The following is a 14,217-nucleotide window of genomic DNA, read 5'->3' as shown; positions in this document are numbered from 1 at the left end:
CTGCCTCGAATAAAAATCATTAAGCAATTGTAAAATCAACATTTGATCTCTCGGGATTCACCCGGATAAGTTTGGTTCTCACTTTGTCGCCAAGTCTGTAAACCCTGCCGCTTCTTTCACCGCGAAGACAATAATTCTTCTCCTCAAAAGTGAAATAGTCTCCCTCGATATCGCGGACATGTACCAAACCTTCTGCAAGAGAATCTGCAAGTTTAACAAAAAATCCGAAACTTGTCACACCTGAAATTATTCCGTCAAATTCCTCTCCCACAAGCGGAGTAAGGTACTCGATATATTTCTTTCTTACCGACAGTCTCTCTGCTTCAACCGCAGTTCTTTCGGTAAGTGAAATGTGGGCACAGATGCCACGAAGTTCGGTTTCGTTGTACAAAATCTTCCCTTTTGTGGAAGCATGGTGGAAAAGGATTCTGTGAACCAGCAGATCAGCGTATCTTCTGATCGGCGATGTAAAATGGGAATAGTATCCAAATCCCAGACCGTAATGCCCGATGTTATCGGTGGAATATATCGCTTTGGCCATGGTTCTGATGGAAAGCTCGCTCACAAGCACTTCCTCCTCTTTCTGCTTCACTGCTTCCATAAGAGCATTGAACTGCTGCGGAGTCGGAGAGTCAGAAAAATTGACCAAAAATCCGAGTGACTTCACGAATCTTGCGAATTCTCTCATCTTCTCTTTGTCGGGTTTATCGTGGATTCTGTACACAAACGGAACCACTTCGGTTTCACTTTTACTCTTATTTATATGTTCGGAGACAATCTTATTCGCAAGCAACATGAACTCTTCTATCATCTTGTTGCTGTCCTTCATCTCTTTTCGCTTTACCCCGAGCACTTCACCTTCAGCACCGATGAGGAATTTTACTTCATCTGTAGCAAAATCGATACTCCCCGCTTTCATCCTCTTTGACCGAAGAATTTTGGCAAGTTTGTTCAAAATAGTGATTTCCGAAGCGAGGTCACCTTTGCCTGTCTCAATGACCTGTTGAGCTTCCTCATAAGAGAATCTTCTTTTACTGTTTATGACAGTCTTGGCAATTCTGTAGTTTAAAACCTTCCCTCGGGAGGTCATTTCAACAACCACCGAATATGTCAACCTGTCTCTATAGGGAACCAAAGAGCAAATACCGTTTGAAAGTTCTTCAGGCAACATCGGAATAACAGCTCCAACGAGATAGACACTGTTTCCTCTTTCAAGGGCTTCCTTGTCGAGCGATGTTCCGGGTCTTACATAATGGCTTACATCGGCAATGTGAATACCTATTTCATAATTACCGTTCTCGAGGGTCTCGATCGAGAGTGCATCATCAAAATCCTTTGCATCTTCAGGATCAATGGTGAAAACATTTTTGTTCCTGAAATCCTCCCTTTTTTCCGCTTCCTCTTCCGGTACTTCCTCAGAGAATGCCCTTGCTTCTTCGAAAGTTTTTTTGGCAAATTTGAAAGGGAGATTGTATTCACGGGCAATTGTGATGACATCGACATCCACACCTTCCCCTTTACCAACCACCTCCACAACCTTTGCCTCAGGATTAATCTTTGGATTACTCCAGTTGATCTCTCCAACAAATACTCTGTCACCAGGTACAGCTCCGTTAAGGTCTGCTTCCGGGATGTATATGTTCCTGTGAATTTCGGGAATATCCGGTTTTAATATGTAAAACGAACCTTCTTTTGATAAAATTCCCGAAATTTCATGCCATTTTCTTTCCACAACGGAAACTATCTGACCTGTCATCAAGACACGGTTTCTTCCTTTAAGTTCCTTCGCGGCAACTGAGAGTTCGACGGTATCACCATGAAAAGCAGTATTGAAGTAACGGGAGGAGATATAATACCCGCCACCCTGCACTCTGTCCTTGAAAACAAAACCCGAACCATCCTTTTGGATGTTAAATTCACCCTTCACAGTCTTGTCCTGTGCTCTGGGCATATATTTGAATCTTTTTCCATCGCGTACAAGAAATCCTTCTTCACTTAACTGGTGAAGAAATGCCTTGAGTGCCTCGTACTCCTGTTCGGTGAAAATATCGAGGTGTTTTGCCAGTTGCTTTGCCTTTACAGGCGTGTTTGCATTCCTTTGAAAGTATGCTTTGATCTTGTTTTTCATTAAAACTCTATTTTGTATTTTAGACCCATTTCGTTGATCATCGTATTATTTGATGATCCTTCGCCAATCGACTCCCGTCTCTCAATCCTGATAAGGAAATTTTTTATCACGGGAATCTCAAACCTGAATGTGGCTGCAGAAAGGTCCTGGAAAACATTGGTGGTACCACCAAATGAATATTTAATTGTGGATATCTGCCCGGAAAGATTGAACTTTGTTTGATTTCCGGCAGCCCTGACTTCGAGTGATTTTACATAATCACCGAGATAACTTGATAACAGCCCTCCCAGGAGCGAACCTGCAAGTGAGGTTGCCGTCCCTTGAATTGTGTTTATCTGCCCTTCGGCACTCGATTTATCCGCCTCTGTCAAATCTGATTTGAACTTACCTGTAAGAATAAACCAGACTGCATCCGCTTTATCATATTGAGGAGAAGGCACAGCATTCTTTATATTATCCTCACCAACATAGACCGCAATGTTATCTGTTTCCTTTGCAAACTTTGTAGAGAGTTCGTCCATACTTCCCTTAAGTTTCAGCTTTACCTGCACAGGTTGTTCATTGCTTGTCCCCTTCGAGGAGAAAATATAGTAGGAATTGTAGTTTGCAACAATATCGAGATATGGATTGAAAATTTCCTTCTCGAATCTTAAAGTACCCAATGCTGCGAAAGTTTTAAGATTTAAAAATTCAAGCGTCGACTCCTCCGATACTCTCAGCTCGCCCTGTACATTTTCGAACCCGCCGAGTTTTTCATAGTTCAGTTCTCCCTCAAGATAGGTGGTCAGTTTCTGATTTGCCTCCTGCGAGAGAATCATCGTCATCTTTGAGTTCTTCGACATTGTTATTTTGATTTGATACTCGAGATTAAAAGGTGTCTGCTTCACCCCTGCTATTGCGGAATCCTTGTACTGCCTTTCATCCTCAAGGAAGGAGAGGAAAGTGGAATCGAGCACCCCGCCGGTGTAATCATAGTTCATATACTTGTAAATGTAATTGTCACCGGCGTTCGCAACCCCGCTCTGAGTGGGCGGAATTGTGAGATCTGTTTTATCGAGATTTATTGATGCTTTTACAAAGTAGTTGTTCCTGTTGATATTTAGAACAATATCTTCATTTGTTGAGACTACCAGCTTACCGAAAATCGGGAATTCCTTTGTCGGCTTCTTACTGTCCATTACCGTCAGATTGCCGCCCAGTTTTATCTGTCCTGATTTTAGTTCATAACCTGTAAGGTGAAGTGAACCTGTACCTGTTATTTTTCCGTAAAAATCGAGATTGCCTTCATTTGTAATCACAAACTTTTCGACACTCAAAGTGGAATCGTTAAGGACGATACCTGCCTCGAGTCCGTAAATCAGATTTGTCATCGCTACCCGGAACAATCCCCCTTTTATCTCGGCAACTCCACTTTTTACCAGATCAGGGTAATAACCCGAGATTTTAATCTGCGACTCAAACAAACCATCGAGGTCTTTTATACTCGGAATAAAACCATTAAGTGCACTGAGTGAGAAGTGACGGGCATCTATCCTGATATCAGTCAGTTTTTCCTTGACAAATTCAAAATTTGTTTTTCCGAAGGAAATCCTGTAGGGTATCACTCCGGTGATAGCTATAAGTGAGTCATCTCCCACGGTCTCACCCGAATAGAAGTAACCGTTCGGCCTGATCTCTTCATCCTTATACTCAGCGGAAAATATCAGTTTACCCAGTGTTTCCTTCTGATACATGATTGAATCAATTCTGAACTCGGCATTTATCTTCGGGTCATCGTAGGGACCTCTCGCCTGCATGGTGAATTTGATATCTGCATCCACAGGTTGCGTCATCGGTTGCTTTATGATATCATTCATTATCTCATGCAGGGAGATGTTTTCAATTCTGGCATCCGCCATCAGGGAATCTTTATCGAGTCTGGCGTCAAGATGAACTATTTCCCTCTTACCAATACCCAATGAAAAATTCTTCACAAAGAGTGCATCATTACTAAAGGATATCACGGCATTCGCCATGTTTTCGAGTTTGTAACCTTTGTAGTCAATTTTGGTTTCATACATGTCGAGTTCGAGAGAATCTTTCATGAAATCGACAACCATGGCAACTCTTGCCTTTACCATCTCATTATAATTGATGTCCAGCCTTTCGAGATCGAGAATCGATTTGTCGAGGGATACCACAAGTTCGGTATTCGAAAGGGTATCGGCTCTACCCCTCTCAATCATAAAAATCTTTTTTGTCGTGCTCTGTATGGAACCCTTGATGCTCCCGATCTGAATCTCATTCGAAGGGTGTGAAAGTTTTATTTTTGAATTCGAACCCCACAATATCAAAGTACTGGATGAATCAGAAGCACGCAAACGAAGAAGATCAAGATCGTTATTCAATGAAAACAAAACTTTCGTAGTATCCAGCACAATCAGTCCGGAAAGAGAACCTTGAATATCAAAGGTTCGAAGTTTCAGAAACCTTTTTAAGGGTCCTAAATCCTTGACCTGAAGTGAATAAGAGAGAGAGTCATTGGACTTTACACTAAATCCCCTGTTTGTGGGAACGGGGGCTTTTGCATTTGCGACAGCCGCTGAATCCTCGAAGAAATCGGGGTAGTAGTTGGAAAGAATTTTTGAGAGGTCTGCAAACAAATTTGTCGATTCTGTCCCCAGATTAGTCCCAAGAGTGGCATAACTGAACCTCCCTGCTGTGGACATGGTGAAGAGGTTCGAGGTTATAAAAATATCCTTTTGCATATCGGGTGTTGCCGTCAGTTTGATATTGGCATCTATCTCACCGAGGGAATCCCCTTTTATCTTTGTATCAAGAAGATTGAGATTTGCATTCAGCACCATGTCGTCTGGATTGAAACCTTTTCCCTCTGCATCGAAAGTAAAATTGATTGATGAATTTTCCATCGAATTGCCGGCAAAATACTCCAGGTCAATATTCCTGAAAGTGGAACTGATCGAGTAAGACGGACTCTTAAGGTCAGACATGTCCAAACCACCTTTTATCTCACCCTGCTGTGCACCCGGTAAACTGGCTGAGAGTTGAAAGCCGATTTTGCCGTTGTTTCCTTTGGTTTTTACAGTAAAACGGTCAAAGAAATATTTCCCGATCGTTGACTGATCACCGTCAAAATCAAGTTCAAACTCGGCATTTTCCGGATTGAAACCGTAACCTCTGGCTCTTATTTTCGATGTAAGATTAAAAGGCAGGTTCACATATTTGCTTATGTCAAGTTTTTCAGTTCTCGCATCCACTTCATAGTAAGATGCCGCCTTCGAGAAATCAAATTTATAACTGCCACTGATATTTCCGGCAGTCGATCTGAGCCCCATGCCACCAGAAAATGTAAGAGGTGATCCGATGAACCCGAGACTGTCGATCTGAATTGAAGGGAAATCGAGATATTTTTGGAGCTGCAATGAAGGCATTAATGTGTGTATATCACCAGGTGTAAGCACTGATTTTTTTATACTCGCAGTCATTCTTAATTTGTCAAAATCCATCAAATTAAGAAGCGTCCCGGTTAACGACAGGTCGGTTTTCAAAGTCTTAAGTTTTAGCTTTGCAATCTTTGTATTAACCAGATCCCCGGACGCAGCCAGATCTATCTCCATCGCACCCTTCATGAAGTCGAAACCTGCGATCAAAGACGAAATGTCATCAAAATGAAACGGGGCACAAACGAGATCCATCTCGAAATTTGCTTTTTTCAGAGAATCGGTTGTAAAATTATTAAAAACATTCAGCTCATCCGTCTTGTAGTTGAGAGTTATCTCACTTTTCCTGGTGACTACTTTAAGATCACCAACATTTATGCTCCTGCCGGCAAGTTTCAATTCCCCCGACAACGATATTTCAGGTGTATTTAATAAATTGGGCTCAAGATGGAATTTTTTGATCTTTACATCGTATCCGTTTTTCGCAATATCCACACTTAAATCGTCCAATTTTATATCGATGTTCAGTAGTCTTAAATCATCGTAATTGAGAGAAGAGTATTCCTCTGTTGAAGAAAGTTTGTCCCACTTTCGATATAAAATTGAGGAGTTGGTCAACTCTATTGTGCCGGCTTTAATAACAAAGGGAAACGGTTTTGAAACGGTATCGATTTCTTTTTTTTCGGAAGGTTTGGGGAGTATCTTCACAAGATTCAATACACCGTTGGAATCAACAACAAGATTCGCATGCAGCCCGTCTATCACTATTTTGTCGGCATTTAATCTGTCGCTTAAAAACTCGAGCAATTTAGGATACACTTCCATTCGCTTAATGAAAAATATTTCCGTATTGGCAGAGTCTGCAACCCTGATATCATTTATTATCAGTGAGGTAACAATTGTTCCCTCGATGCTGCCAATTGTGATATTACCGCGGAAAGTTTCGTTGAGGATAGTGGTAACTTTGTCTTTAACGATCGAACGGAATAATGAGGTTTGGGAAAAAACCAGAATTGCGACCACCAGCATCAACAGGAAGTAGAGTGTACCTCTTGTATATTTAAGGATGTATGCCGGTATTCGCTTCATGCTTCTATCCGCCGTATTTCTGCAGTATCAATTCGATTATGCTCGTGGTTGAACGGGAAGTGACAAAAGGAATGTTGGTGGTTACTCCCCCGTTTGCTTCTACTATATCCCTGCCCACAATGTTGTCGAGAGACCAGTCACCACCTTTAACAAGTATGTCTGGCACCAGAGTTTTGATCAGCTCAAACGGGGTATCTTCATTAAATATTGTTACAAAATCCACAGGTTTCAGGTTTGCCATCGCAAATGCCCTCTCATCCTGTGGAAGCAGGGGTCTTTTATCCCCTTTTATTCTTCTCATTGATTCGTCAGAATTAAGGCCTACCACAAGAATATCGCCCAAAGCCTTTGCTTTTGTTAAATAATCGATATGCCCTTTGTGAATAAGGTCAAAACAACCGTTCGTGAAGACAACTTTCTTGCCGGATTTCCGAAATCCAGCACGAAGTAGTGCGAGTTCTTCCCAGTCGTATAAATATTTCATCGTCTCCCCTCAATGATGGTTTCGAACAGGTTGTCAATCTCGACAGGAACTATCCCGACCTCTTCACAGACGATACCCGCAGCGTAATTTGCAATAAAACACGCTTCGTAAATGTCAGCTCCTGCACTTAGGGCGAGGGTAAGAGTTGAGATTACTGTATCACCGGCACCCGAGACATCAGCAACTTTTCGTGCTTTTGTGGGCATCATTTTTGGTTCGTTCTTTCTATTAAATACCGCTATTCCATCTTCTCCGAGTGTCAGGAGTATGTTTTCAGCTTCGAGTTTCTCGAGGAGAATCTCACCGGCCTTCAGAGCATCATTTATCGTTCTGATTCTGAACCCCAAAATGTCACTTGCTTCTTTTCGGTTTGGTTTGAAAACAGTAACCCCCTTGTACATAAAAAAGTTATGAAACTTGGGATCAACTGTAACCAGTTTCCTCTTATTATTGCAGAGTTCAATAACTCTGCTGATCAGCGAAGCTGTGAGAACACCTTTGTTGTAGTCCTGAAGAATAACCGCATCGATCTGATCAATATTTTTTTCCAGGAGTTTAAAAAGCCGGTTCTCGGTTTCTTCACTTATATCGTCCTTGCTCTCGCTGTCAATTCTGACAACATGCTGTGACCCGGCTATCACTCTCGTCTTCAGTGTTGTGGGTCTTTGTGTGTCCACAACCAGCCCGTCTGACTTAATATTCAATCCCGACAGAAGGCTCTTAAAAATCCCTCCGGCGCGATCATCTCCTATGATTCCCAGTGGAAACGGCTCTGCATTCAGATGAAGAATGTTGTTCGCGCAGTTGGCAGCTCCGCCAAATCTGTAAAATTCGTTTTCCACATCAACAACAGGGACGGGTGCTTCGGGAGAAATTCTCTTTGCACCACCCATAATATAACCATCTAGCATCATATCACCAATTATGGCGATTTTTCTCCCCGAAAAGGAGTTTTTTAATTGAATTAATCTTTCGTTTTCTACCTTAATCATTCTCTGGTCTCTAAATCAAAATTATTATTTTTTATTCCCCTTTTTTGCAACACCACCCCAGGTACCGAGAGGGTTACTCAAATCGATCCTCCACAGTCCGTTCTCGGAAGCCAGCCAAATATACCGTTTATCGAATTCCATCGCAAAAAAGCTGTTCGCCGGGATATTAAGATCACCGGGATTGCTCGAGATTATTTTGGTACTGTTTCTGTCGATTATTGTGATTCCTCTCCCGTACTCCTTTTTAATATCAGTATCGAACTCATAGACTGCCGCCCAAATTGTGTTCCCGACTTTAATCATGGAATATACTCCATTTCCGGGCAAGCCTGAACGGTTGTCAAGTTTATCCCACTTCGCCATCCGGTTAAACCGGTAAATACCGCCAACATTAAAATCGGGCATTTCGGGAGACCGAAAATCCTGATTGCCAAACCAGATATATTCCTTATCAAAGAGGATCGAATTGACCGAGACCCTCATCCCTTCGGACCGGAAGGCTCCGTCTTTATTTGTAATGAACTCACATTTTCCCGCCTCAAATTCACCGTCAGCTTTGTCGAATTTGTAGAGTCCGCCCTCAGTGACAATCCAGACATACCTGTCATTTTCGATGAAAAAGCGTTTTACATTGTTAGTTGCAGTTTCACTTCCTCTGGCAAGATTAAAGTCTTCATACTTCTGTCTCTTGACATTGAGTATTGAGAGATTGATAAATCTCCCTATCCACAAAAGTCCGGTTGACTTGTCATATTTCAAACCTCTGATCCAGTTGCCATACTCACCACCCTCGGCAAATTTTCTCTTCTTCCATGAGTCTTTTTTCTTGTCATAGATGAGGAGTCCGTCGCTGGTTCCTGCCCAGACATAATCTTCATTTGCTTCGATACAGTCGATAAGGCGGTCCTTAACTCCCTTTTCACCTTCTGCCATTGAAATCAACTGATTGGAAGATGCTTCATACCTGAAAATTCCATTTCCGTATGTCGCCAGCCAAAAATCATTACCGTCTCGTACAAAACCGGTAACTTTTGCACCACCGGCAATCTGGAAGAAATCAGGAGGGGAAGCAAAAACCGTAAGGCTTACTAATAATACAACCGTAAATATTCTTTTAATCTGCACCTTGTTAATAACTCTCCGCATCTGTTGGGAAATGACTCTCTCTTACATCCTCGATGTAGTTCTTGAAAGCACCATTGAGGACATCGGCAAGATTTGCGTAATACCGCAGGAATTTGGGGTGGAACTCCTTGTTGAGCCCGAGCATGTCGGGTGTTACGAGTATTTGCCCGTCACAGTAAGGACCGGCACCAATTCCAATTGTTGGAATTGAAACACTCTCAGTGACTTTTTTGGCAAGTTCCTTTGGAATTTTTTCGAGAACGATTGAAAAAGCTCCGGCTTCTTCCAAAATTTTGGCATCCGAGAGAATTTCCGCAGCTTCCTCTTCCTCGGTTCCTCTCTGTTTATAACTTCCAAACTTGTGAATACTCTGAGGTGTAAGCCCTAGATGCCCCATTACCGGTATGCCATTCTCGGTAATCTTTCTGATGGTTTCTGCAACCCTCTTCCCGCCTTCAATCTTTACACCACCAGCGGGAGTTTCCTTAAGAATTCTGCCTGCATTCCTGAATGCCTCATCGACACTCAACTGGTATGACATAAAAGGCATGTCACATATAAGCATCGACCGTGTAATCCCTTTTGCGACAGCTTTTGTGTGATATATCATCTCATCCATAGTTACAGGAAGTGTTGTCTCATTCCCCTGAAAAACATTCCCAAGCGAATCGCCGACGAGAATAAGATCAATTCCTGCCTCATCGAGCAACTTTGCTGTGATAAAATCGTATGCAGTAAGAGCAGCTATCTTTTTGTTTTCCTTTTTCATAAGACTGAGTGTCTTGGTGGAAACCCGCTGAAATTTTCCAAATGTGCTCATGTATTCTCTTAAACTTTCTTTTCAATTACTAATTCTTCAAAATCGATGGAAAATCTGTCTCGAAACCCTTTTATTATCGAAAACTTCAACCTTTCCATATTCACTTCTTCACCTGTTATATTTTTGATATCCGAAGTCTTTTCGTTCAAAAGCATCTTAAGGCTCTCCTTTTCAAACAGATCGATATTAAGATAATCAACTATCTTTTTATGAAAACTTCCTGTATTTATCGATCCGTGCTGAAGGATAACATTACCTGTTTTTCGTTGTGCACTTCCTATCAGCTTCCTCCCATCCATCTTTACTTCAGATTTGGAAGGGACGGAAAAACAGGCAGCACTTTCGACCGAACGATAGTGCTCCTTAAAATTTACCTCTTCACTTGAGAGTCCCGCTCCCCCGAGTCTCTGATCATATTCTGTAAGACCCAACAGGAGTGCCTCGTTGATCGCATTGTAGGCGTCCTTCGGAGACATATTCAGTTTGTTCAATATAACTGAATAAGTCAACTCTTCCGAATGAAAAACAGCCCTCCCTCCCGTTGGCCTTCTAACCCAGTCAAATCCGTCCCGGTGGAGCGCTTCTTTATTTAGACTCTCCTCAGACTGATTTGCCCCGAGTGAAATACAATATGGATTCCATTGGTAGAGCCGGAGACACATGAAACCTTCTTTGCTTTCACCGGCAAGTTGAAGATCAAAGTCCATATTGAACCTGCCGGTAGAAGCCCCGGTATCTATATAATATCCTTTTACAGACATGCGATTTGTCGGCTGATTACCTGATCAATCCCCTTGTGCTGCGGGAGATAAAATCGAGAATTTCTGCAGCAAATTTGTCGTCTGCAAACTTCTGGTTTATCTGTTCTTTCGCCTGTGTAAGATTCAGATGCGACTGATAAATCAGTTCATAAATCTTTTTTATTCTCATTATTTCATCATTCGTAAATCCGCGTCTTCTAAGTCCGATCAGGTTCAATCCTTCATATTTAAGCGGTTCGTGTCCGGCAAGAATATAAGGCGGAACATCCTGCACCACTCTGAAGCCGCCGCCAATCATACAATGTTTACCAATTTTACAGAATTGATGAACGGGTGTGCAACCGCCTATAATTGTATAATCTTCTATTGTCGCGTGACCGCCGACCTGAACTGTGTTTGCCAGAATAACATTATTCCCGATTCTGCAATCGTGAGCTACATGAGAGTAAGCCATCAACAAACAGTTCTCACCGATCGATGTGAGGCGCGTCTCCACCGTACCCCGGTGAAGTGTTACAAACTCGTGTATCGTTGTTCCATTTCCGACAACTGTGTGCGACTCTTCTCCTGCATACTTCAAATCCTGAGGAACATGCGAAATGGAAGCTCCCTGATAAATCGTTACACTCGAACCGATTCTTGCACCGTCATATAAACAGGCATGCGGACCGATTTTTGAATTATTACCAATCTCAACATCTGCTTCAATATACGCGAATGGACCGATTACAACACCCTCACCAATTCTGGCTTTCGGATCAACAACTGCGGTTTTATGTATCTCAGACATGGCTCACCCTGTCAACTATTGCTGCCGTAAAATCAGCTTCGGCTACAAGGGCACCTTCAACAAAAATCTCACCGCGCATTATTACAAATTTTCTTCTCATTTCTTTCATCTCAACTTCAATTCGAAGAACATCTCCGGGAATTACAGTTCTCCTGAATTTCGCATTATTTATCTGCATAAAATAGGCGTTCTTTTCTTCAGGATTTCCGATCGAATTCAGAAGCAACAATCCGCCGGTTTGTGCCATGGCTTCTATCAACAGCACTCCGGGCATTATTGGATTCCCCGGGAAGTGTCCGTTGAAAAACGGCTCATTTATGGAAACACACTTCAATCCTGTAATTTTCTTCTCCATTTCCATGCTGATAATTCTGTCTACAAGAAGGAAGGGATATCTGTGTGGAAGTATCTTTGTGATAGCATTAATGTCAAAAACAATGCCTTGTTTACTGGCATGCTGATATTTCTTCACGAGTTTTTTCTGCTGATACATTTTCCGGATCATCTTTGCGAATTCTACATTCGCTTTATGACCGGGTCTTGCAGCGAGAATCTGAGCTTTAATCGGAACACCGATCAGTGCGAGATCACCAATGAGGTCGAGCAATTTGTGTCTCACCGGTTCATTTTTAAATCTGAATGATTTATTGTTGAGTATCCCGGTTTCACCCAAAACGAATTTCTCCTCTATCCCAAGTTTCTCACCGAGTTTATCGAGTTCATCAACTTCCAGATCCTTATCCACAATTACAACAGCATTCTCAAGGTCTCCTCCCTTTATCAAGCCCTGATTAGCGAGCATTTCAACTTCACTCAAAAAGCAGAAAGTACGGGAAGGGGCGAACTCACTTACAAATTCCTTTTCGAGGTCAAAAAGTCCGGAGTGCTGACTTCCCAGTGCAGGATTCTGATAGTCGACCATCACTGTTATGCGATAATTATCGAGAGGAAGTGCCACAATATCCACACCTCTGTCTTCCTCGTGATAGGTAACGGTCTGATCGATTATAAGGTAATCTTTCGGGGCTTCCTGCTCCACAAATCCGGCTGCAACGAGTTTTTCGACATAGGGAAGCGAACTTCCGTCCCCTATTGGCGGTTCGATACCGTCGAGCTCTATTTTAAGGTTATCTATTTGCAGACCGTAAACAGCAGCCATGACATGTTCTACAGTATGAACTTTTGCCTCTCCGATTCCGATTGTTGTTCCGCGGGATATATCCACAACATAATCCACTACCGCAGGTATTTCAGGATTTCCTCCCAAATCGGTTCTTATAAATCTTACCCCGTAATTCTCCGGAGCAGGTTTAAATGTCATTTTGCATTCGTGGCCGGTATGTATCCCGATACCGCTCATCGAAACTTCTTTTGCTATTGTGCGTTGTTTTATTAACATTTGTTCCTTTGGATAGAATTATGCCAATTTGTTAAAGTGTAAAAAATAAACATAAAATTTACGCAATTATTATTAAATATTGATTAAATCTTCAAAAACTGCCTGACTGACAAAAGGGAAAATCTGCCGGAATGTTCATTTTTTTCGGTTGTCCACCATCAAAACGAACTCCCCTTTGAGATTTTTTTTCGTTACTTCATCGAGCAGTTTCCCTGCACTTCCTCTGATAATCTTTTCGGTGGGTTGTGTCAGATCGAATGCCAGCACGGTTTCTGCACCTCTTCCAAAATTATCCACAATCTCTCTTATGATGTTCTTCAATCTGTAAGGAGTCTCGAGAAAGATGATCAACTCGTTCAACCTCATCAATCTTTTTAGTTCTTTTACCCGCAGATCTTTTTTTACAGGCAACCACCCGTAGTAATAAAACTTTTCTGCATGGAGTGCAGATACACTAAGAGCAGTGGTGAGAGAGGAAACCCCGGGAACAGGAACTACATCGATACCAAATGCGAGAAGATTATCGAGAAGGTGGTGCCCCGGGTCGGCAAACATTGGTGTTCCACAGTCGGAGATCAAAGCCGCACTCTCTCCGTTTACCAGTCTGTCCACAATAACCGGGGTGTTCTCAGTCTCATCGTGTTCATTCAGAGTCACAAGTTCTTTCTTGATCTCCAACTTGCTTAAAAGCCTGCGGGCATCTTTCAGATCCTCACAGATAATAAAATCAACCGATTGAAGCACTTTTATCGCACGAAGAGTAATATCCTCAAAATTACCAATGGGAGTTGCAGTAACGAATAGGGTACCGGGCATTACTTGTCCTGTAAATGAGGGGGTTTGAATCCTCTGTAGATGTCAAATTTTGGAATGTATTCAATGATATTAAATGATTTATCGCGAATGGTTCCACCACTTGGGTAATAATAATAGGTCTCAACCTCACCCGTTTCCATTGTGGCAGGTCTTCCATTCAGCGTATAGAATTGCAGCCTGTAAAATCCGCCCTCGTACTGCGAATTTGTGAGTTGCATCAAAAAGTTTTCTTCAGAAAATAATAAATTATCGTTCATCAATTTTTTCTTTAATTAATTGAATTTTATGATTATTTTAGTGCAAAGATACTAATGAATTATTGTATCACCACACAAATTTTCCAAACAGCCATTTTGTAAATCATCAGGACTGA

At 42.0% G+C, this 14,217-nt stretch carries 11 protein-coding genes; all 11 read right to left on the bottom strand.

Going from position 1 to position 14,217, the window contains the following annotated elements:
- Nucleotides 1–19: 19 nt before the first annotated feature.
- The 11 genes from rnr to J0L60_00335 all read right to left on the bottom strand — a co-directional run bounded on the left by rnr (nucleotide 20) and on the right by J0L60_00335 (nucleotide 14,101).
- Nucleotides 20–2,128 (bottom strand): ribonuclease R, encoded by a 2,109-nt coding sequence (rnr, locus tag J0L60_00385; protein ID MBN8544562.1) that lies wholly within the window; start codon nucleotides 2,126–2,128, stop codon nucleotides 20–22.
- Nucleotides 2,128–6,657 carry a hypothetical protein gene (locus J0L60_00380; protein ID MBN8544561.1) on the bottom strand — a complete coding sequence of 1,510 codons (4,530 nt, stop codon included), beginning with the start codon at nucleotides 6,655–6,657 and terminating at the stop codon, nucleotides 2,128–2,130. Before J0L60_00380 ends, rnr begins: the two co-directional genes overlap by 1 nt.
- A gap of 4 nt (nucleotides 6,658–6,661) precedes the next feature.
- Entirely contained in the window at nucleotides 6,662–7,141 is a 480-nt protein-coding gene (gene rfaE2, locus J0L60_00375; GenBank protein ID MBN8544560.1) for a D-glycero-beta-D-manno-heptose 1-phosphate adenylyltransferase, read from the bottom strand.
- On the bottom strand, nucleotides 7,138–8,133 hold the full coding sequence (gene rfaE1 / locus J0L60_00370) for a D-glycero-beta-D-manno-heptose-7-phosphate kinase (protein ID MBN8544559.1): 996 nt from the start codon (nucleotides 8,131–8,133) through the stop codon (nucleotides 7,138–7,140). Before rfaE1 ends, rfaE2 begins: the two co-directional genes overlap by 4 nt.
- A 24-nt stretch (nucleotides 8,134–8,157) precedes the next feature.
- A complete protein-coding gene (locus tag J0L60_00365; protein ID MBN8544558.1) occupies nucleotides 8,158–9,258 on the bottom strand; it encodes a hypothetical protein in 1,101 nt (366 codons plus the stop codon).
- 4 nt (nucleotides 9,259–9,262) lie between these two features.
- Complete coding sequence (gene panB / locus J0L60_00360; GenBank protein MBN8544557.1) at nucleotides 9,263–10,078, bottom strand: 3-methyl-2-oxobutanoate hydroxymethyltransferase; 816 nt, start codon at nucleotides 10,076–10,078, stop codon at nucleotides 9,263–9,265.
- An 8-nt stretch (nucleotides 10,079–10,086) separates the two neighbouring features.
- Nucleotides 10,087–10,839 carry a hypothetical protein gene (locus J0L60_00355; protein MBN8544556.1) on the bottom strand — a complete coding sequence of 251 codons (753 nt, stop codon included), beginning with the start codon at nucleotides 10,837–10,839 and terminating at the stop codon, nucleotides 10,087–10,089.
- Nucleotides 10,840–10,855: 16 nt separating this feature from the next.
- On the bottom strand, nucleotides 10,856–11,629 hold the full coding sequence (lpxA, locus tag J0L60_00350; GenBank protein ID MBN8544555.1) for an acyl-ACP--UDP-N-acetylglucosamine O-acyltransferase: 774 nt from the start codon (nucleotides 11,627–11,629) through the stop codon (nucleotides 10,856–10,858).
- Nucleotides 11,622–13,028, bottom strand: a complete 1,407-nt coding sequence (locus J0L60_00345) for a bifunctional UDP-3-O-[3-hydroxymyristoyl] N-acetylglucosamine deacetylase/3-hydroxyacyl-ACP dehydratase (protein ID MBN8544554.1) — start codon at nucleotides 13,026–13,028, stop codon at nucleotides 11,622–11,624. Before J0L60_00345 ends, lpxA begins: the two co-directional genes overlap by 8 nt.
- A 135-nt stretch (nucleotides 13,029–13,163) precedes the next feature.
- Complete coding sequence (rsmI, locus tag J0L60_00340) at nucleotides 13,164–13,844, bottom strand: 16S rRNA (cytidine(1402)-2'-O)-methyltransferase (protein MBN8544553.1); 681 nt, start codon at nucleotides 13,842–13,844, stop codon at nucleotides 13,164–13,166.
- Complete coding sequence (locus J0L60_00335) at nucleotides 13,844–14,101, bottom strand: hypothetical protein (protein MBN8544552.1); 258 nt, start codon at nucleotides 14,099–14,101, stop codon at nucleotides 13,844–13,846. The genes rsmI and J0L60_00335 overlap by 1 nt, the downstream gene beginning before the upstream one ends.
- Nucleotides 14,102–14,217: the final 116 nt, after the last annotated feature.

Source organism: Ignavibacteria bacterium, assembly GCA_017302895.1.
GTDB lineage: Bacteria > Bacteroidota > Ignavibacteria > Ignavibacteriales > Ignavibacteriaceae > UTCHB3.
The sequence above is the reverse complement of the archived record's forward strand: the minus strand, read 5'-3'. Positions and strand labels throughout refer to the sequence as shown.

Coding starts and splice junctions, on each gene's coding strand:
- J0L60_00345 (MBN8544554.1), bottom strand. CDS start 13,028: ATGTTAATAAAACAACGCACAATAGCAAAAGAAGTTTCGATGAGCGGT.
- J0L60_00355 (MBN8544556.1), bottom strand. CDS start 10,839: ATGTCTGTAAAAGGATATTATATAGATACCGGGGCTTCTACCGGCAGG.
- J0L60_00335 (MBN8544552.1), bottom strand. CDS start 14,101: ATGAACGATAATTTATTATTTTCTGAAGAAAACTTTTTGATGCAACTC.
- lpxA (MBN8544555.1), bottom strand. CDS start 11,629: ATGTCTGAGATACATAAAACCGCAGTTGTTGATCCGAAAGCCAGAATT.
- panB (MBN8544557.1), bottom strand. CDS start 10,078: ATGAGCACATTTGGAAAATTTCAGCGGGTTTCCACCAAGACACTCAGT.
- rnr (MBN8544562.1), bottom strand. CDS start 2,128: ATGAAAAACAAGATCAAAGCATACTTTCAAAGGAATGCAAACACGCCT.
- J0L60_00380 (MBN8544561.1), bottom strand. CDS start 6,657: ATGAAGCGAATACCGGCATACATCCTTAAATATACAAGAGGTACACTC.
- rfaE1 (MBN8544559.1), bottom strand. CDS start 8,133: ATGATTAAGGTAGAAAACGAAAGATTAATTCAATTAAAAAACTCCTTT.
- rsmI (MBN8544553.1), bottom strand. CDS start 13,844: ATGCCCGGTACCCTATTCGTTACTGCAACTCCCATTGGTAATTTTGAG.
- rfaE2 (MBN8544560.1), bottom strand. CDS start 7,141: ATGAAATATTTATACGACTGGGAAGAACTCGCACTACTTCGTGCTGGA.